Annotated in this window: 20 protein-coding genes; 15 read left to right on the forward strand and 5 right to left on the reverse strand. The window is 67.3% G+C overall.

Going from position 1 to position 17,427, the window contains the following annotated elements; genetic code table 11:
- The first annotated feature begins 210 nt into the window (after positions 1–210).
- Entirely contained in the window at positions 211–1,254 is a 1,044-nt protein-coding gene (locus SROT_RS04675; RefSeq protein WP_013137858.1) for a TerC family protein, read from the forward strand.
- Positions 1,255–1,288: 34 nt separating this feature from the next.
- On the opposite strand, the gene SROT_RS04680 is transcribed toward SROT_RS04675, so the two are convergent.
- Complete coding sequence (locus SROT_RS04680) at positions 1,289–1,792, reverse strand: amino-acid N-acetyltransferase (protein WP_013137859.1); 504 nt, start codon at positions 1,790–1,792, stop codon at positions 1,289–1,291.
- Between the two features lie 39 nt (positions 1,793–1,831).
- Between SROT_RS04680 and pgsA the strand changes: the two genes are divergently transcribed.
- From pgsA to SROT_RS04720, 8 genes are all read left to right on the forward strand, one after another.
- Positions 1,832–2,419 carry a CDP-diacylglycerol--glycerol-3-phosphate 3-phosphatidyltransferase gene (pgsA, locus tag SROT_RS04685; RefSeq protein WP_245535359.1) on the forward strand — a complete coding sequence of 196 codons (588 nt, stop codon included), beginning with the start codon at positions 1,832–1,834 and terminating at the stop codon, positions 2,417–2,419.
- Positions 2,412–2,921 carry a CinA family protein gene (locus SROT_RS04690; RefSeq protein WP_013137861.1) on the forward strand — a complete coding sequence of 170 codons (510 nt, stop codon included), beginning with the start codon at positions 2,412–2,414 and terminating at the stop codon, positions 2,919–2,921. The genes pgsA and SROT_RS04690 overlap by 8 nt, the downstream gene beginning before the upstream one ends.
- A 127-nt stretch (positions 2,922–3,048) precedes the next feature.
- Positions 3,049–3,354 carry a helix-turn-helix domain-containing protein gene (locus SROT_RS04695; RefSeq protein WP_013137862.1) on the forward strand — a complete coding sequence of 102 codons (306 nt, stop codon included), beginning with the start codon at positions 3,049–3,051 and terminating at the stop codon, positions 3,352–3,354.
- Between the two features lie 93 nt (positions 3,355–3,447).
- Positions 3,448–4,248: a PspA/IM30 family protein gene (locus SROT_RS04700; RefSeq protein ID WP_013137863.1), complete on the forward strand. Its 801-nt coding sequence runs from the start codon at positions 3,448–3,450 to the stop codon at positions 4,246–4,248.
- 10 nt (positions 4,249–4,258) lie between these two features.
- The gene (locus SROT_RS04705; RefSeq protein ID WP_013137864.1) at positions 4,259–5,425 is read left to right on the forward strand and encodes a glycosyltransferase; all 1,167 of its coding nucleotides are present in this window, start codon (positions 4,259–4,261) and stop codon (positions 5,423–5,425) included.
- Positions 5,416–5,607, forward strand: coding sequence for a DUF3046 domain-containing protein (locus SROT_RS04710; protein ID WP_013137865.1), 192 nt, complete (start codon positions 5,416–5,418; stop codon positions 5,605–5,607). The genes SROT_RS04705 and SROT_RS04710 overlap by 10 nt, the downstream gene beginning before the upstream one ends.
- Before the next feature lie 157 nt (positions 5,608–5,764).
- The gene (gene recA, locus SROT_RS04715; RefSeq protein WP_013137866.1) at positions 5,765–6,805 is read left to right on the forward strand and encodes a recombinase RecA; all 1,041 of its coding nucleotides are present in this window, start codon (positions 5,765–5,767) and stop codon (positions 6,803–6,805) included.
- 1 nt (position 6,806) lies between these two features.
- The gene (locus SROT_RS04720) at positions 6,807–7,310 is read left to right on the forward strand and encodes a regulatory protein RecX (RefSeq protein ID WP_245535360.1); all 504 of its coding nucleotides are present in this window, start codon (positions 6,807–6,809) and stop codon (positions 7,308–7,310) included.
- A gap of 34 nt (positions 7,311–7,344) precedes the next feature.
- Here SROT_RS04720 and SROT_RS04725 read toward each other — a convergent pair whose 3' ends face one another.
- Positions 7,345–8,346 carry a Rieske 2Fe-2S domain-containing protein gene (locus SROT_RS04725; protein WP_222829198.1) on the reverse strand — a complete coding sequence of 334 codons (1,002 nt, stop codon included), beginning with the start codon at positions 8,344–8,346 and terminating at the stop codon, positions 7,345–7,347.
- A 166-nt stretch (positions 8,347–8,512) separates the two neighbouring features.
- Here SROT_RS04725 and SROT_RS04730 point away from each other — a divergent pair, with 166 nt between their 5' ends.
- Positions 8,513–9,775 (forward strand): geranylgeranyl reductase family protein, encoded by a 1,263-nt coding sequence (locus SROT_RS04730; RefSeq protein WP_013137869.1) that lies wholly within the window; start codon positions 8,513–8,515, stop codon positions 9,773–9,775.
- A 121-nt stretch (positions 9,776–9,896) separates the two neighbouring features.
- On the opposite strand, the gene SROT_RS17410 is transcribed toward SROT_RS04730, so the two are convergent.
- Entirely contained in the window at positions 9,897–10,127 is a 231-nt protein-coding gene (locus SROT_RS17410; protein WP_222829220.1) for an ATP-binding cassette domain-containing protein, read from the reverse strand.
- Here SROT_RS17410 and miaB point away from each other — a divergent pair.
- Genes miaB through SROT_RS04745 form a run of 3 tightly spaced genes read left to right on the forward strand, consistent with a single transcriptional unit; the run spans position 10,089 to position 12,831 of the window.
- Positions 10,089–11,633, forward strand: coding sequence for a tRNA (N6-isopentenyl adenosine(37)-C2)-methylthiotransferase MiaB (gene miaB / locus SROT_RS04735; RefSeq protein WP_013137870.1), 1,545 nt, complete (start codon positions 10,089–10,091; stop codon positions 11,631–11,633). The two genes, SROT_RS17410 and miaB, sit on opposite strands and share 39 nt — an antisense overlap.
- 20 nt (positions 11,634–11,653) lie before the next feature.
- Entirely contained in the window at positions 11,654–12,307 is a 654-nt protein-coding gene (locus tag SROT_RS15530; RefSeq protein ID WP_013137871.1) for a hypothetical protein, read from the forward strand.
- A complete protein-coding gene (locus SROT_RS04745; RefSeq protein ID WP_013137872.1) occupies positions 12,304–12,831 on the forward strand; it encodes an Rv2732c family membrane protein in 528 nt (175 codons plus the stop codon). The genes SROT_RS15530 and SROT_RS04745 overlap by 4 nt, the downstream gene beginning before the upstream one ends.
- Here SROT_RS04745 and SROT_RS04750 read toward each other — a convergent pair whose 3' ends face one another.
- Positions 12,832–14,100: an oxygenase MpaB family protein gene (locus SROT_RS04750; RefSeq protein ID WP_049773401.1), complete on the reverse strand. Its 1,269-nt coding sequence runs from the start codon at positions 14,098–14,100 to the stop codon at positions 12,832–12,834.
- 62 nt (positions 14,101–14,162) lie between these two features.
- A complete protein-coding gene (locus tag SROT_RS04755; RefSeq protein WP_013137874.1) occupies positions 14,163–15,494 on the reverse strand; it encodes a DUF349 domain-containing protein in 1,332 nt (443 codons plus the stop codon).
- A gap of 47 nt (positions 15,495–15,541) precedes the next feature.
- Between SROT_RS04755 and miaA the strand changes: the two genes are divergently transcribed.
- Positions 15,542–16,489 carry a tRNA (adenosine(37)-N6)-dimethylallyltransferase MiaA gene (miaA, locus tag SROT_RS04760; protein ID WP_013137875.1) on the forward strand — a complete coding sequence of 316 codons (948 nt, stop codon included), beginning with the start codon at positions 15,542–15,544 and terminating at the stop codon, positions 16,487–16,489.
- 47 nt (positions 16,490–16,536) lie between these two features.
- Positions 16,537–17,415, forward strand: a complete 879-nt coding sequence (gene dapF / locus SROT_RS04765) for a diaminopimelate epimerase (RefSeq protein ID WP_041407669.1) — start codon at positions 16,537–16,539, stop codon at positions 17,413–17,415.
- Positions 17,416–17,427: the final 12 nt, after the last annotated feature.

A 17,427-nucleotide genomic window follows, 5' to 3' on the forward strand; every position in this document is an offset into this window, starting at 1 on the left:
CATCACCGCCCGCGCGTGCGCTACTCTGGAAGAGCCCCGTCTGCGCGGGGCAATCGGAGGGGAGTATTCCCCAGCGGCGGTTTCGTCAGCACGGCTCTCGCGAGCCCGGAACCGCGGGCCGGGCCTGTGGCCCGACGGAAGAGACCTCCGGTGGTTTCTTCGCGCCTGCGGCATTGATGGATGCCGCTGCCGTACCCGCCGGAGGTTTGTGTGCCATCAACGCTCGTCTGGACGGTCACCGCCGTCCTGCTGCTCGCCCTCTTCGTGTTCGACTTCATCGGCCAGGCCCGAAAACCTCATGAGCCCTCCGCCCGCGAGGCAGCGGTGTGGTGCGGCGTCTATGTGCTCCTCGCTTTGGCCTTCGGCGCCGGTATGGCCGTGTGGTGGTCTGTCGGCCGTGCCACTGAATTCGTCGCGGGCTACGTGACGGAGCTGTCCCTCTCGGTGGACAACCTCTTCGTCTTCCTGCTCATCTTGAACAAGGGGCGTGTGCCCAGAGAGCACCAGCAGAAAGTCTTGCTGTTCGGGGTCGCCTTGGCGCTCCTCGCGCGGGCTGTGTTCATCTTCCTGGGGTCGGCGGTGATCGGGATGTTCAGCTGGACGTTCTATCTTTTCGGCGCGTACCTGGTGTATGTCGCGATCCGGCTCGCCGTCCAAAAGGAGGAGCCGAAGGAAGGAGCCCCGCCGCAACTGCTGCCAGAGGAAGAGCACCAACTGCACGGGGGCGGGAAGATGCCGCCGCAAGCCCAGGAGGAACCCGCGCGGGAGAGCTTCGTGGCGCGCCTTCTCGCCAAGACGCTGCCCACGACGAGCGATTTCCACGGCGGCAGGCTGTTCGCCCGCGAGCACGGGAAGCTCTTGGCCACGCCGCTCTTCGCCGCCCTTGTCACGCTCGGGTTCACCGATGTGCTCTTCGCCCTCGATTCCATCCCGGCGATCTACGGCCTCACCAGCGAGGCCTACATCGTGTTCACGGCCAATGCGTTCGCGCTCATGGGCTTGTTGCAGCTGTACTTCCTCGTCGGCGGACTCTTGGACCGGCTGGTGCACCTGTCCAAGGGGCTTTCTGCGGTCCTCGCGTTCATCGGCGTGAAGCTCATCCTCCACGCCGCGCATGAGAGCGGGGCCCATGTGCCGGAAATCTCCACGCCCCTCTCTCTCGCGGTCATTGCCGCAATGATCGCCGTCGCGGTGGCCGCGAGCCTCTTCGCGACCAAGAAGGCCGCTCGGCAAGGCGCGCGGCTGCCAGATTGAGCCGAGCGCCCGAGGCTGCTCTGGGCGCAGTTTCTCAGAGCACGAGCAACATGCGGGTGTTCCCGAGCGTGTTCGGCTTGATCGAGCTGAGGTCGAGGAACTCCGCGACGCCCTTGTCATAGGACTTGAGCATCTCTTCGTACACCTCGGGAGTGACCGGCGTCCCTTCGATCGGGGCGAATCCGTGCTTGCTGAAGAACGCCGTTTCGAACGTGAGCACGAAGAGTTTGCGCAGCTCCAGGTCTCGGGCGTGCTCGACCAACTGGCGCACCAGCGCGTGCCCGACGCCCTTGCCGTGCCAATCCGGACGCACCGCGACGGTGCGCAACTCGCCAAGGTCGCTCCACAGGACGTGCAAGGCCCCGCACCCGACGACGGCCCCGTTGTGCTGGGCGACCCAGAACTCCTGCACGGCTTCATACAGGGTGACGAGGTTTTTTTCGAGCAGAATCCGTCCAGCGTAAGCGTCCACGAGGGCCTTGATCGCCGGCACGTCGGAGACTCTCGCGCGGCGGACCGCCAAAGCTGCGGGGTGCATCCGAGCACAGTAGCGCAGGCGCAGCCTATTCTTGTGCGTGTGGTATCCGAGCGCACAGCCCCGCCGAGTTCCCTGAACTCCGCCAACGCCTTGACCGGCCTGCGCATCGCTGCAGTGCCGCTGTTCTTGGTCGTCCTTTTCACCAATGGCGGGCACCAACCGTCTTGGCGTTGGGTCGCGTTCGGCGTTTTTGTGGCGGCGTGTGTCACCGACCAGCTCGACGGGTATCTCGCCCGCCGTTTCGACATGGTGACCGAATTCGGCAAGTTCGCCGATCCGGTGGCGGACAAGGCGCTGATCGGCGCGGCCCTGGTCAGCCTCTCTGTGCTCGGAGACCTGTCCTGGTGGGCGACCGGCGTGATCGTCTTCCGCGAGGTCGCGGTGACCGCTCTGCGGGTGTGGGCGATCAAAGACGGCGTGGTCGCGGCCAGCGTGGGCGGCAAGATCAAGACGCTCGTGCAGGCGGTGGCCATCGGCCTGCACGTCGCCCCTTTGCCCAGGGCGTGGCATCCGCTCCTCGTGGCCTCCATGGCGGTTGCGGTCGTGCTGACCATCGCGACCGGCCTCGACTACGCTTGGCGCATTAGCCGTGGCAAAGCGCGCAAGAGGAGGCGAGTTGATGAGTGACCCGCTGGTCGCTTCGACAAAAGCGTGGCAGTTGGTCGCTCTGCTCGCCGCGCACGGGCAGACGGTGGCGACGGCGGAATCGCTCACCGGGGGGCTTTTGTCGGCGACGCTCGCCGGGGTGTCCGGGGCCTCCTCGGTGCTGCGCGGCGGCCTCGTGGTCTACGCGACGGACTTGAAGGCTTCGCTCGGGGGAGTGACGCCAGCGGTGCTCGAAGACCTCGGCGCGGTGTCTGCCCGAACGGCGACGGAGCTTGCGATCGGCGCGGCGCGGACCTGCGAGGCCACCTGGGGGATCGGGATCACCGGAGTGGCGGGCCCGGAGCCGCAGGAGGGCAAGCCGCCGGGGACCGTGCACATCGCGATCACCAGGGGCGAGAAGGGGCCCGTGGAAGTGTTGACGCCGCAGCTTTCCGGCGACCGCTGGGACATCAGGATCGGCTCGGTCAACGCCGCCATCGACGGTCTGCTGCAAAGGCTGTCCTGGATCTCTGGCAAAAACTGACGCGTCGGGCCGAACTGCCGCGTTGGGTCCGCGTCGCGCTTCTCGGGAACATTCCCAGTCGCTCGGGCGTTCACTCCAGAAGGCCTTTCAGTAGAATGAGGACCAGGTCCATTGTCGAGGAGGTCATATGACGATGCTGTTGCGAGAAGCGCTCGGCGCGAGTCTGCGCCAGTTACGTCTCGGCCAGCACAGGACGCTGCGCGAAGTCTCCAATCGCGCCAGCATGAGTTTGGGGTACCTTTCGGAGATCGAGCGCGGCCAGAAAGAGGCTTCCAGCGAGCTGCTCGCCGCTATCTGCGGCGCGCTCGATGTGCCGGTCCCCGATGTTTTGCGCCATGCGGGGGACATGATGGAGCCGGTCGCCGCCAACACCGCCCACACCATCAAGATGGTCATACCCGCGCCGGGGAAGGCTTCGCTCGCCGTCGCGTGAACGTCCTGAGCCCGCACGAAGTGCTGCTTTACGCGGCTAGAGTAACCTAAAGGGCGAGGACCCCTGAACTTCAACACGGAGGCAACGAAGGCAATGGCGAACCCGTTCGCGAAGGCGTGGAATTACTTCATCGCACTGTTCAACGCCAAAATCGACGAGAAAGCGGATCCGAAGGTCCAGCTGCAACAAGCAGTCGAGCACGAGCAGCGCAATCATCAGGCGCTCGCGCAGCAGGCCGCCGCGGTCATCGGCAACCAACGCCAGCTTGAGATGCAGCTGAACCGTCAGCTCGCCGACGTGGAGAAATACCAGGCCCAGGCCCGCCAGGCCCTCGTCATGGCCGATCAGGCCACCGCGAAGGGCGACGCGGCGGCCGCGCAGCAGTACACCAGCGCGGCCGAGGCCATCGCCACGCAGCTGGTCACCGCCGAGCAGAACGTCGAGAACACGAAGGCGATGCACGACCAGGCCTTGCAAGCGGCCGAGAAGGCGAAACAAGCCGTCGAGCAGAGCGCGCAACGCCTGCAGGGCTTCCTCGCCGAGCGCTCCAAGCTGCTCAGCCAGCTTGAGCAGGCGAAGATGCAGGAGCGCGTCGCCGCGTCCCTCAACCAGATGAACGAGCTCGCCGCTCCGGGCAACACCCCGAACCTCAACGAGGTGCGCGACAAGATCGAGCAGCGCTACGCCAACGCCTTGGGGGCGACGGAACTGCACGAGAACTCCGTCCAGGGCAAGATGGCCGAGGTGCAGCAGGCCACCATCCAGATGGCCGGACAGAGCAGGCTGGATCAGTTGCGGGCCTCCATCCGGGGCGACGCCCTGCCGGCTGGCTCCTCGCAGGCCGCTCCCGCCGCGCAGCCGGCTCCTGCTGCGGAACCTGGGCAGACGGCGTAATCCAGCCCTCGTGCGCGTCGCTGTCGTCGCAGGCCCGGACGCGGGCCATGCTTTGCCTGCGCTCGCGCTCAGCGGACGTCTGCGCGAAGCGGGCGAGGAAGTGCTTTTCTTCACCGGCGAGCGTTGGTTCGAACTCGCGACCAGCCGGGGTGTCCCGGTGCGCGAGCTGGTCGGTTTGGCCCTTGAGCCAGGGGAGCAGGATGTGGACGCGGGCAGGCGTATCCACGAGCGCGCGGCCCGAATGGCGGCGCAACTCGTCCAGTTGCTCGCCGATTTCCGCCCGGACCTTGTGGTCTCGGATGTGCTGACGGCAGGAGGAGCGCTCGCTGCGGAGCTTTTGGGCGTGCCGTGGGCCGAGCTTTCCCCGCATCCGCTGTATCTCCCTTCGCGCGGACTTCCTCCGATCGGCAGCGGTCTCGCGCCGGGACGCGGTGTGCTCGGCAGGCTCCGCGACACGGTCTTGCGCGCGCTCTCGGCACGAGATGTGCGGCGCGGCCTCGCGCAGCGCCGGGCGGCGCGGGAAGGGATCGGACTGCCCCCGGACGGCGTCGCGCCAGTGGTCCGGCTCATCGCCGCGCTTCCGGCGTTGGAGGTGCCCCGCCCGGATTGGCCTGACGAGGCTGTTCTCGTCGGCCCCATTCTTACCGAGGTCGCCCGCGAGGCGCTGCGGCCCCCGCCCGGAGACGGCCCGCTCGTGGTGCTCGCGCCCTCGACGGCGGCGCAGGCGGCGCCCGGGCTGCGCGAAGCGGCGATGCAAGCGCTCGGCCCCGCTGTGTTGGGGCGGCGGGTGCGCCTGGCGGTCTCTGCGTTCGATTGGACGGGGCCGCCGCTGCCGGATTGGGCGGTGGCCGGGGTCGGCAGGCAAGACCTGCTTTTCGCCCAGGCCGACGTGGTGATCTGCGGCGGCGGGCACGGCGTGCTCGCGAAAGCGTTCATGGCGGGAGCTCCAGCGGTCGTCGTGCCGGGCGGAGGGGACCAATGGGAGGTCGCCAAACGAGCCGAACGGCTCGGTTGCGCGAAGACGGTCCGCCCGCTGACTGTCCCCGCGCTCCGAGACGCGGTCGTGGACGTCTTGGACGATCCCGCCTTCCGGGTGGCCGCGCGCAAGGCGGGGGACACGGCGGCCGCGGCGGCCGATCCGGTCGTTGTGTGCAGGAGGGCGGTCTCATGCGCCTGAGGGAGTTCCACGCGAGGGTCCAAGAAGAGTTCGGGACGCAGTTCGGCGAAAGTTTGCTCCGCGACCATGTGCTGCTGGTCTTCGGCTGCACCGCGCTCGCGGCCATCGAGCGGGGCACAGATCCAAAACGTGTCTGGCAGGCGCTTTGCAAGGATTTCGACGTCCCCAAGCCTCGTTGGTAGCGCGCGGCGTGTCGCCGTCTGTTCGAACACCCGTTCCGTTACGCTGGTTTTCGCTCCCGCAGGCGAGGCTTGCGGCCCGAAATTGTCAGTGCCCCTTCGTATGGTTGCGAGGACAGCTGAGAGAGTCGGGAAGCCGGCTGGTTGAGGAAGGAAGACCATGGCGCAAGCATTGGATAGGAACAAGGCGCTCGAACTTGCTTTGTCCCAGATAGACAAGAGTTTCGGCAAAGGCTCGGTGATGCGTCTCGGCGACCAGGCCAGCCAGCCCATCGCCGTGATCCCGACCGGGTCCATCGCATTGGACGTCGCGCTCGGCATCGGCGGCCTGCCCAAGGGCAGGGTCATCGAGATTTACGGACCAGAGTCCTCCGGCAAGACGACGGTCGCCTTGCACGCCGTCGCCAACGCGCAGGCGGCGGGCGGCGTGGCCGCGTTCATCGACGCGGAGCACGCCCTCGACCCCGAGTACGCCAAAAAGCTCGGCGTGGACACCGAGAACCTGCTGGTGTCGCAGCCGGACACCGGCGAGCAGGCGCTGGAGATCGCCGACATGCTGATCCGCTCGGGAGCGCTCGACATCATCGTCATCGACTCGGTGGCGGCCCTCGTGCCGAAGGCCGAGATCGAAGGCGAGATGGGCGACAGCCACGTCGGTCTTCAGGCCCGGCTCATGAGCCAGGCGCTGCGGAAGATGACGGGCGCGTTGAACAATTCTGGGACGACGGCCATCTTCATCAACCAGCTGCGCGAGAAGATCGGCGTGATGTTCGGCCCGACCGAGACCACCACCGGCGGCAAGGCGCTCAAATTTTACGCTTCGGTGCGGTTGGACGTGCGCCGGATCGAGACGCTGAAAGACGGCACCGAAGCGGTTGCCAACCGCACTCGCGTCAAGATCGTCAAAAACAAGGTCGCGCCGCCGTTCAAGCAGGCCGAGTTCGACATCATCTACGGTGCGGGCATCAGCCGCGAGGGGTCGATCATCGACCTCGGTGTGGAGCACGGCCTGATCCGCAAGTCTGGAGCCTGGTACACCTACGGCGACGAGCAGCTCGGGCAGGGCAAGGAGAACGCCCGCAAGTTCTTGATCGCCAACCCGGACAAGGCGGAAGAGATCGAGATGTTGTTGCGTGACAAACTGCAGATCGGCGTGCAGGTGAGCGAAGACGACCTGGCCCCTGTCCCCGTTGACTTCTGACTTGATCCGCGAGGCTGTCCCGGACGGCGGGGCTCGGCGAAGCCAACAGGCCCGCGATGTGTGCCTGCGCCAGCTGACCGTCCGGGCTCGCAGCCGCGCCGAGCTTGACCGAAAACTTGTCGAGAAAGGTTTCGAACAAGAGGTCCGGGCCGAGGTTCTGGACCGATTGGCCGAGGTCGGCCTCATCAACGACCGGCAGTTCGCCGAGAACTTCGTGAAAAGCAAGCACGAGGGCAACGGGAAGACAGGTGTCGCGTTGGCGCACGCGATGCGTCAACGCGGGCTCGCCGAAACCGATGTGGAGGCTGCTCTCGAGCAGATAACCCCAGAGCAGCAGGAAGCCAAAGCTCGAGAGCTGGTACAGAAGAAACTGCGCGGCGCCGTCGACCCTCGTGATCAACGGCTCGTCGTCCGCTTGGTCGGCATGCTCGCCCGACGGGGCTACGGCTCCGGTCTCGCCCTTCGAGTGGTCCGCTCGGAACTCCAGGTTTTCGCGGCGGAATAGTCCGTCAAGCGGCCACGCCCCTCGGATGCGAAGCTCAAGAAGCGTCGCTGCTGACGGGATAGAATTGCTTGTACCAGCGCCGCAAGGCTTTGATCCCGTTCTCGTGCGGCAACATCACCGGGCGCGGCTGATGGATCTTCATGTCCCAGATCCGCATTTCGTGGCGAACCTCGGGGAAGGCGAGCCGTTTGAACAAGAACTTGTACAGCGGCACGAGGAAGGGCGCCTTCGCAGGCTTGCGAAGCAGGTACAGCATGCGGATCTCGCTGGTCGTGTCATCGACGGGAGTTGTCAGCGCGATTGCGGTCACGGACAGCGCGCGGCCGTGCGTGCGAACAACCATCACACCGGGCCCGTACATCGAGCAGTCGAAGGTGTTGTCGAGTTCAAAGCCCAGCACGCTGCGCCGAATTCTCCCCCGCAACTCGGCGAACGGCCCGTCTGGCTGCAAGTTCTGAATCGGCGGTTCGCTTTGTTTGTGGATGTAGTGGAAATGCGACTCGTCCACGATGTTCTCGCGCATCTCCTGGATGTGCACTCGAACGCGAACTCGGTCGTCAATAGGGCTCGCGAACTGATGCGACACCGTCTCAGGGATTGGTTTGGGCTCCCAGGCAGGTTCGCCGGGACCCACGTACACGAAGATCAGCCCGCTGTGCTCAAGGACCGGCAGTCCGGCTATGGAAACCTTCGGCGTCCGCTGCGAGAAGGGGGCGAGCACGCACGCCCCCTGCGCGTCGAACCGCCAGCCATGGAAGGGGCATTCCACCGTGCCGTCCACCAGTTTTCCCCCGCCGAGATGCGCGCCGTAATGGGGACAGTAGGCGTCGCGGACAGTGGCTTTTCCGTCCGGCCCTCGGAAAGCGATCAGCGCTTTTCCGAAATAGTGCAGGCTCGCCAACTTGTTCCGGGGAAGCTCCTTGCTGCGCAGCACCGCATACCAGCCGAACGGGACGAAAGGCATCGGGTACGTGTCCGCTTGAGCATCCCGGACGACCGACGAAGGATGGAAGATGGCTTTTGGCCGGGCTGGCATCGCCAAACTTTAACATCAGTGACATCTCAGGAACTTGGTCGCCGTCCAATGATTTGAAAATGTCAATCCGAGTCAGGCCCGGGGTGACGCCGTGCGCGGAGCCCGTTTGGAGCGTCTCTGATCTTCTTGAACGCTGGTTTTTGAGAGCTTCAGTATGCTGTGAAGCATGGCGTGTCAGCCTTGGAGCACAGATCTTCTCGTCGTCGGCGCTGGTCCTGCGGGTTCTTCTGCTGCGGCGTGGGCAGCCCGCGGCGGGCGGGAAGTGTTGCTCGTCGACGCGGCGGTCTTTCCGAGGGACAAGACCTGTGGTGACGGGCTCACCCCGCGCGCGGTGAAGGAATTGGCAGCGCTGGGCTTGGGGGATTGGGTCCGAAGCCGCGTCATGGTCCAGAGCCTCGTGTTCGCGGGCGCGGGTAAAGAGGTCGAGCGGTTCTGGCCGCGTGGGAGTTTTCCGAGTTACGCGAGCGCGGTGCCCCGGACTGTGTTGGACGACCGTCTCCGTGAGCTTGCAGTCGCGAGCGGGGCGCGGATGCTCCAGGGGGAGAAAGCGGTGGATGTCGAGAGCGACGGCGACCGGGTGCTGGCAGTGGTCCTCAACACGCCGCAGGGGATTCGGCGAATCCGCTGTCAAAAGTTGATCGTTGCTGACGGCTCTCGGTCCACCGTGGGCACGGCGTTGGGCCGCGTTTGGCATCGCAACACCCCGTACGGGGTGGCGGTCCGCGCGTATATGCCCTCCGAGCATGCCGAAAGGCAGAAGATGGTCTTGCATTGGGACGCGGTGCAAAACGATCAGGGCAGGGCCGAGCTCGGGTATGGCTGGGTTTTCCCGCTGGGCGAGGCAAGCGGGCGGGCGAACATCGGCGTGGGGCGTATAGCCGTCGCTCCCGAGCAGCGGGTCGGCGGCCTTCGCTCCCAGCTGGTCCGACACGCAGCACGCCTTCGCGGTCGGTTCGGCCTCTTCGGCGAACCAGATCAGTTCGCGTCCGCGCTGCTGCCCCTCGGCGGCGCGGTCACCGGGGTGTCGGGGCGGAACTGGATGCTGGTCGGGGACGCAGCCGGGTGTGTCTATCCGCTCAACGGCGAGGGCATCGATTACGCGCTCGAGACGGGGCGGCTGGCCGCCGCCCAGCTCGGGGCCGAGGACTTCGCAGAACTTTGGCCAAACCTTCTTCGGACGCGATTCGGCGCGGAGTTCTCCCTGGCCCGACGAATGCTGGGCGTCGTGTCGGATCCTGGACGCTTCAGGGCCGCGATGGGTGCTGCGTTTCGGCTCCCCCCCAGACTGTCAGAGGCAACCATGCTCAGGATCGCTTCCAACTTGGTCTCCGAGGAGGACCATGATCTGATCGCGTGGATCTCGCGAAAGGCGGGCGCCCTGTCGCGGCGATACGACCGCGAACCGCTCTTCGGGGCACATCCGATGTGATCCGCCCGTGAAATGCCAGTTCGATCAGCCCGGTCCGACGGCCCGGTCCGCCGCTGTGCGCGCGAAGCCCTCTCGAGGGTGACCGCGACCATGGTCATGCCCTCCTCGGCGGGAGAAGTCATCACGCCGTGGGCTTCTCCCGCCGTTGTGGGTCCAACGCCGAAGTCGGCTCGCCGAAAAGCGTGCCTTCCGGGTCTATCGCGAGGGCCCGCGCGATCGCGACGCGTTGTTGCTGCCCGCCGGAGAGCTGCGCCGGACCCGTGCGCGCTTGTTCGCCCCCGTGGCCTCGATCATTGGCGAGGATGTCTCTGCCATGCGCGCGCTGCCGTTTTTGGCCGAAACCTGCGTCCACGAGTACCCTTGTTCCGTGCCCGAAGACCACCCAGCGAACCGGACGTACGAGTTGCGCACGTTCGGTTGTCAGATGAACGTGCACGACTCGGAGCGCCTCGCGGGCCTTTTGGAGGCGGACGGGCACGTCAAAGCTGAGGATGGCGCCTCGGCGGACGTGGTCGTGTTCAACACCTGCGCCGTGCGGGAGAACGCGGACGACCGGCTGTACGGGACGCTCGGCCATCTGCGGCCGATCAAGGAGGCGAACCCCGGCATGCAGATCGCGGTCGGCGGCTGCCTCGCGCAGAAAGACGGGGACACAGTGCTGCGCAGGGCCCCGTGGGTGGACGTGGTGTTCGGCACCCACAACATGGGGTCGTTGCCCGCGCTTTTGCGGCGCGCGCGGCACAACCAGGCAGCGCAGATCGAGATCGTGGACTCGCTCCAAGCCTTCCCGTCCACATTGCCGAGCAAGCGCGACTCGCTGCACGCCGGCTGGGTTTCCATCGCTGTGGGCTGCAACAACACCTGCACGTTCTGCATCGTCCCCTCGTTGCGCGGCAAGCAGCTCGACCGCGCGCCGCAGGAAATTGTCGCCGAGGTCCGCGCCTTGGTCGCCGAAGGCGTGCTGGAAGTGACGCTTTTGGGCCAGAACGTGAACGCCTACGGCTCCTCGTTCGCGGATCCGGCTCTGCCCCGCGACCGGGGCGCGTTCGCGAAGCTCCTGCGTTCGATGGGCGAGATCGAAGGACTTGAGCGGGTGCGTTTCACCTCGCCGCATCCGGCTGAGTTCACCGAGGACGTGGTGCTCGCGATGGCTGAGACCCCGAACGTTTGCCCGCATCTGCACATGCCGCTGCAATCCGGATCCGACCGGGTCCTCAAGGCGATGCGCCGCTCGTACCGCTCCGCAAAATACCTCGGGATCGTGCGCCGGGTGAGAGAACTGCTGCCGGACGCGGCGATCACCACGGACATCATTGTCGGTTTCCCCGGCGAGACGGAAGAGGATTTCCAAGCGACTCTCGACGTGGTCGCCCAAGCCCGGTTCGCGAGCGCCTACACCTTCCAATACTCCAAGCGGCCGGGGACTCCGGCCGCCGAGCTGCCCGACCAGATCGACAAGGAGGTCGTCGCGGAGCGTTACCAGCGCCTCGTGGAGTTGCAGGAGCGGATCTGCTTGGAGGAGAACGAGCAGCAACTGGGACGTGAGGCCGAGCTGCTCGTGTCCGCGCCGCACGAGGGCAAAAAGAACGCGCAGACCTCGCGCCTCTCCGGGCGCAGCCGCGACGGCAGGCTCGTGCACTTTCTGCCGCCCGAGGGCGCGCAGCTGCGCCCCGGCGACTTCGTCCGCGTCCGGATCGCCCACGCCGCGCCGCATCATCTGATCGGGGAGGCCGTGGCGGGGTCGCACCGGCCCACAACAGCGGGCGACCGGTACAGTCGCTCCCAGGCTCTCGAAGAGCCGCCCACGAACAAAAGCGCCGGGGTGTCCCTCGGTCTGCCTTTGATGCCCGCTCGGTGAGCGCCCAGGAAGGAAACGCTGTGTCCAACCCGTCGATTGGCCGTCCCGGCGCCGAAGATCCGTTTGAGAAGATGCGTTTCCGGCCCGCGGGACAGGGCCCCAGCGCTGCGGAGCAGAACCCGAGCCCGCACAGCCGGCAGCCCGAGTCCGCGCCTTCGGGCCATGTTGCGCCTTCGTGGGGCTGGCAGCAGCACTCGTTCCCCGCGCCTGACCCGCATCAAGGGTTCCCGCCGTCGCATCAGCACGCTCAACAGGCTCCCGCTCAGTACAGCGCCGCACTGCCGGAGGGGGCCGGGCAGCTCGTGCTGGACACGGGCTTTTTCTGGCTTGCGTGGATCTTCTTCCTCACCGGGCCGTCCGTGCGTGTCGACGGCGTGGAGCGCGCGCGCAACTGGGGCAAAGCGTTCGTCCCGGTCCCGCCCGGACAGCACCTTGTGGAGGTCTACACCCGGTACTTGTGGCCGGTCGGGCGGGCAAGCCTGCCGGTGTTCGTGCAGCCGGGACAAACGGCGCCGGTGTTCTACCGCGCCCCGGCTATCGTGTGGTGCAAGGGCGCGATCGGCCATGAGCCGCAGAAGACCCCGGGCCTGGTGCTCACGTTCGTCATCTTCGGTGCGCTCGCCCTTCTCGCCTGCGTCCTGCCGTTTGTCTCCTTGCTCCTCACCGCGCGATGACGGCGAACGGACGAGAACCCATCCCTGATCCGCTCGCCCAGCTGAGTTCGGAGTTCCGAGCCCGAGAGCGCAGAATCCTCGCCGAGATCCAACCCTCGGCCCGGCTGTTCGTGCTGGCGGTGGCGGTGTTCCTGCTCGTCGCGGATGTGCTCGTCATGCCATTCCTCGGCGCGCACGGCGCGCACGCCCTCGGCAGGGAGCTGGTGGCGGGCAGCTGGCCGCGACAGATCGGCCAAGTCTCCACAATCGCACGGGTTTTCACGTTTTTCGTCGTGGCGGATCTCGTGGTCTCGGTGCTCGCGCTCATGCTCCGGCGCTGGGGCGCGGCGTTCCTCGCCGCCGCGGTCTCCTGCGTCTCGACGGCGTTCGGCGTCCTGGCCCTCTGGCACAGCCAGACCAGTCAGGCGAGCCACGGCCAGCACGCCGGCGCAGCGCCCGGCCTGTTCCTCGCTGTTGTGCTGATCGCGGTGATCGCCTTCCACTGGGTGCGATTGACCACAGCCAACCTCGAAGCCGACCGGTAGTCACCGCCGGAGCGCGTGGGCCGCCTCGAAGGACTCTGGGGCGCCTGCCTCGCGCTGGGGCGCGCTCTGCGCCTGCTGCGGCGACTGCCACCGCAGCCAACGCTCCCACGATCGCACTGACTGGCGCTGCCACAAACGGTCGATGGCGGGGTGCAGCCGTCTGCTCAATTCGGCGGCCAACACGAACGGAGCCCGCCCGAAGAGGATCGCGAGCCCGATCCACGGCGCGGGCAACCGGTAGCGGCTCCGGTTCCACGGCAACATGAACAGCTGGGCGTGTCCGGCCATGATGTTGCGGTGCGCAAGCTTGCGCAACCGGGCGAAGCCGCGTTCGCCAGGCCTTGGGGCGAAGGCCGGCACGAACGACTCGACGAGCTCGCGCCCGCAGTCGCCGGAGTCGTAGGAGCGCGCCGTGTCGAAAAGGTAGAGCAGCCGCAACCCGTCGCCGAGCGTTCGGGGGAAGATGTCATCGCAGCGGACCCCGACCAGATGCCCGAGATAGCGGTTGAAGTGCAATGCCGCTTCGATCTCTGATTTCGAGGTCAGATATCCGAGGGCGGTGAGGCCGACCCCGGGGGCGACCGTGCCGCCGACCAGGGTGAGCAGCATTTCCACCTGGCTGATCGGCAATCCCCACCGCTGCGCGTCCCATTCCGGGTGTGCAGCGACGCGCTGGCGGACCGAGACGTGCATGACCCGGACTTTCAACGAAATGCTCCGCCCGAGCGAGCCTGCCGTGAGCGCGGCCCCCGGTCGGCAGACCTCGATCCACCAGCGGCTTGTCTCCAAGTAGCGGTTCAGCGCCCGCTCACCCGCGTAGCCGCCGGAGAGGGACAACGGCACGGCGAGAGAACCTTCGGTGTACGTGTCCATGGTTGCCGCGTTGGCCATCGCGCCGAGGGCGTAGCCCCATCGCCGCCACACCGCGGCGCCGCGCTCGACCAGTTCGGGTCGCACCCAATCGGGGATCCGCTCGAACTCGGCGAAAAGCTGCCGCATGGATGCAGGCGCTTCGGGGACATGCTCCACCCCGACGGCCAGCGCCCTGTCGAGCAGTTCTCGTGATCGAGTGGGGCCGAGCTCGCCGTGGTAGGTCTGGGCCACGAACTGTTCCGCCACGGGGTCGCCGGCGAGGAGCAGTTCGCCGAACCGTCGCGCTGTCGTCTCGTCGGGGTACAGGTCGAATCCGGTCATCCGTTTCACCGCGCCGCGCACTCGGGCATGGGCGCCGCGGTCGCGGCGTTCGGCCCAGCGAAACGCAGTGGGCAGGGGCGCGGGCCCCTGCGTCTCAGCCGGGTCTGTGCGCCACGCCTCGTCACGGCGCCTCGATGTCAATCGCCGACCGCGGATTGGGCCTGCTCGGCCCATTGGCGCCACTGCGCGGCTTGTTCGAGAAGTTTCTGCTCGTCCTTTGCCTTGCCGCTCGCTTTTGCTTTCGCGGCCTGTGCTTCGAACTGCTCGGCGCGCTCCACGAACTGGTGGGCGCGCGCTTTGAGCTCCGGGTCCGACTTCGTCCAGCTGCGCCGGTCGGCGTCCTCGATGCGCGCGGCGGCCTCTTGCAGGCGCCGGGAAAGCTCTTTGACCCTGTCCTTGGGGACTTGGCCGATCTTCTCCCAACGGTCGCGCACCTCGCGAAGGACGCTGCGCGCCTCGGCGAGCTTCTCCTGCGGGTTGGTTCGTTCGAGCCGGGCCAGCAGCGATTCTTTCGCGGCGGCATTGGCCTCGTACTCGGCCTGATGCTCGCTTTCGTTCTGCTCCCGCGCGGCGGCGAAAGCGTCCTGCGCGGCGTTGAGCCTCGCCCAGAGCTGGTTCTCGTCTTCGCGCGAGGCTGGTCCGAGTTTCTTCCACGCAGCGCGGATCTCGCGGAAGCTCGCGGGGGCGGAGTCCGGGTCGGAGCTTTTCGCGATCTGTTCGGCTTTGGCGACGAGTTCTTCCTTGCGCTTTTTCACCTGGGCGCGCGAGCGGTCGAGTTCGGCGAAATGCGCTTGGCGGCGGTCGTTGAATTGGTCGCGGGCGGCTTTGTAGCGAGCCCACAGCGCCTCGTCCACATCCCGGTCCAAGCCTTTGATGCTCTTCCATCGCTCGAGGATGTCGCGCAGCCGCTGCCCGGCGGCCTTCCAGTCGGTGGAGCTCCGGGCGATCTGCTCGGCCTCCTGCGCGAGCTGTTCGCGCTCTGCGGCGGCCTCCTGCTTGTGCGCCGCCCGCCGCTCCCGCTCTCCGGCGTGCCTTTCCTCAGCTTTTGCCACCAGCGCGGTGAGCTGTTCCCGGAGCGCCGCGAAATCGCCGAGCGCGGCCGCTTCGGGCAAACCGCGCAACAAATCCTCTGCGGCTGTTTTCGTTTTGCGCGCGTCCGCGCCTTTTTCCAACCGGGTGCGCAGAATCTCGACCTCGGTCGAGATGTCTTCGAAGCGGCGGCCGAAATGCGCGAGGCCTTCTTCGACCGTGCCTGCCTCCCAGACGCCGATCTGCCGCTCGCCTTCCGCCGTGATGAGCCAGACCGCGCCGTGCTCGTCGATCCGCCCGTGACGCGCGGGATCGGCCTTGAGCGCGCCGCCTGTTTTCGGGGCGGCTTGCGCGCCGGGGCGGGGGACCGGACGTGGTCGGGGGCCGATGTCCGCCGGGCTCGGTTTCTGCTCCGTCTGGGTCGGGGCTTCCGCGTTCATACCACTATTCAACCAGGTTCATATCGCGCTGGCATAGGGTACTGGCCATGGTTGGGATTCTGAGGCCGATCGCGGTGATCGGCCCGACTGCGACGGGCAAGTCCCAGCTCGGCGTCGATCTCGCGCTTCGTTTGGGCGGCGAGGTGGTGAACATCGACGCCGCGGCGCAATACCGAGGGATGGACATCGGGACCGCGAAGCCCTCCCCTGAGGAGCGCCGAGGCGTCGCGCACTATCAGATCGACGTGCTCGACGTGGCGCAGACGGCGACCGTCGCCAGGTACCAGCAGGCCGCTTCCGCGGATGTGGCGGCGATCCTCGAACGGGGGCGCGTCCCGGTCGTCGTCGGCGGTTCGATGATGTACGTCCAGTCGCTTTTCGACGAATGGCGCATCCCGGCCACGGACCCGGATCTGCGCGCCCGGCTCGAAACGGAACTCGGCGAGATCGGCGCCCGGGCCCTGCACGAACGCCTGGCCGCGCTGGACCCCGCCGCCGCTTCGGCCATCAAACCGAGCGATGCGCGCAGAGTGGTCCGCGCGCTGGAAGTGGTCACGCTCACCGGCGAGCCCTACGCCGCCACCATGCCCCGGCGCGGCGGCGAGCCGAGGTGGGGGGCGCGGATCATCGGATTGGACAGGGACACCGAGGACCTGGACGCGCGGATCGCCGCGCGCACCGAGGCGATGTTCGACGCCGGCCTCGTGGCGGAAACGGAGCGTCTGGTGCGGCAGGGGCTCCGTGAAGGCGTCACAGCGCCCAAGCTCATCGGCTACGCCCAGGTCCTCGCCATGCTCGACGGGCAGATGACGCAGGCCCAAGCGAGAGCGGACACGACGATGCGCACTCGCCGCCATGTGCGCCGACAGCGCTCCTGGTTCCGGCGTGACGCCCGTGTGCGCTGGCTCGACGCCGGCGCGAGGGACCTGCTCGACCAAGCGATCGCGGTGGTGAACGACGTGGGAGGCCCAGGCGGCGAGAGTACAATGCGGTGATGGTTTGCGACCCGGCGCCGTCCGTCCCGGCTTTGTTCCGCGAAGCGGTGCCGTTCGTGAAGGGCCACGGGACGCAGAACGATTTTGTGCTGATCGCGGACCCAGACGCCCAGTTGAGCCTCGGCGTGGAGACTGTGGCGCTGCTCTGCGACCGGCGGGCCGGGATCGGCGGGGACGGCCTCATCCGCGCGGCGCGGGCGGGGGCGTTGCGCGCCTCGGGCGCGATAGCGCAGCTGCCCGACGGGGTCGGCGACGAGGACTGGTTCATGGACTACCGCAACGCCGACGGCGGCGTGGTCGAAATGTGCGGCAACGGCGCCCGCGTGTTCGCGCATTTCCTGCGCGCTCTCGGGCTTGAGCCCCGCGGCGACTACGCGATCGGCACCCGCGCGGGGGCCAAACGGGTCCGGTTGCTCTCCTTCGACGGCGGCGGGGCCGAAGTCTCGGTCGAGATGGGCCGGGTGCGCCTCGGCGGGCCCTCGGCCACCTCTGTCGCGGGCGCGCCGCGCGGTTGCTTCTCTGGCACTTCGGCGGACGTCGGAAACCCGCATTTGGTGTGTCTTGCGCAAGGGCTCGACTTGGACGGTCTCGCGGCCCTCGACCTGACCCGTCAGCCCGACTACGACAAGGCGGTGTTCCCCGAGGGCGTGAATATCGAGTTCGTGGTGCCGCATTCGCCCGACAAAGCCACCCTGCGTGTGCACGAGCGCGGGGTGGGGGAGACCAAGGCGTGCGGCACCGGGTCGGTGGCCGCCGCCGCCGTGGTCCTCGCCGAGCTCGGATCAGGGTCGGGGGAAGTCGTTGTCGCCTCGCCGGGCGGCGTCGTGCAGGCGTATGTCGGACCAGACGGCTCCGCGGTTCTGCGCGGCCCGTCCGCGCTCGTGGCGCGCGGCGAGTTCGACAAGGCCTGGTTGCAACAGCGATGAGAGAAAGAATTG

Origin of the sequence: Segniliparus rotundus DSM 44985, from assembly GCF_000092825.1 — a bacterium.
Lineage (GTDB): Bacteria > Actinomycetota > Actinomycetes > Mycobacteriales > Mycobacteriaceae > Segniliparus > Segniliparus rotundus.

What these genes read in the sequence shown, in the direction of transcription:
- SROT_RS04680 (WP_013137859.1), bottom strand. Translation starts at nt 1,792, where the DNA reads ATGCACCCCGCAGCTTTGGCGGTCCGCCGCGCGAGAGTCTCCGACGTG.
- SROT_RS04690 (WP_013137861.1), top strand. Translation starts at nt 2,412, where the DNA reads ATGAGTGACCCGCTGGTCGCTTCGACAAAAGCGTGGCAGTTGGTCGCT.
- SROT_RS04695 (WP_013137862.1), top strand. Translation starts at nt 3,049, where the DNA reads ATGACGATGCTGTTGCGAGAAGCGCTCGGCGCGAGTCTGCGCCAGTTA.
- SROT_RS04700 (WP_013137863.1), top strand. Translation starts at nt 3,448, where the DNA reads ATGGCGAACCCGTTCGCGAAGGCGTGGAATTACTTCATCGCACTGTTC.
- SROT_RS04710 (WP_013137865.1), top strand. Translation starts at nt 5,416, where the DNA reads ATGCGCCTGAGGGAGTTCCACGCGAGGGTCCAAGAAGAGTTCGGGACG.
- recA (WP_013137866.1), top strand. Translation starts at nt 5,765, where the DNA reads ATGGCGCAAGCATTGGATAGGAACAAGGCGCTCGAACTTGCTTTGTCC.
- SROT_RS04725 (WP_222829198.1), bottom strand. Translation starts at nt 8,346, where the DNA reads ATGCCAGCCCGGCCAAAAGCCATCTTCCATCCTTCGTCGGTCGTCCGG.
- SROT_RS04730 (WP_013137869.1), top strand. Translation starts at nt 8,513, where the DNA reads ATGGCGTGTCAGCCTTGGAGCACAGATCTTCTCGTCGTCGGCGCTGGT.
- miaB (WP_013137870.1), top strand. Translation starts at nt 10,089, where the DNA reads ATGCGCGCGCTGCCGTTTTTGGCCGAAACCTGCGTCCACGAGTACCCT.
- SROT_RS04745 (WP_013137872.1), top strand. Translation starts at nt 12,304, where the DNA reads ATGACGGCGAACGGACGAGAACCCATCCCTGATCCGCTCGCCCAGCTG.
- SROT_RS04755 (WP_013137874.1), bottom strand. Translation starts at nt 15,494, where the DNA reads ATGAACGCGGAAGCCCCGACCCAGACGGAGCAGAAACCGAGCCCGGCG.
- miaA (WP_013137875.1), top strand. Translation starts at nt 15,542, where the DNA reads ATGGTTGGGATTCTGAGGCCGATCGCGGTGATCGGCCCGACTGCGACG.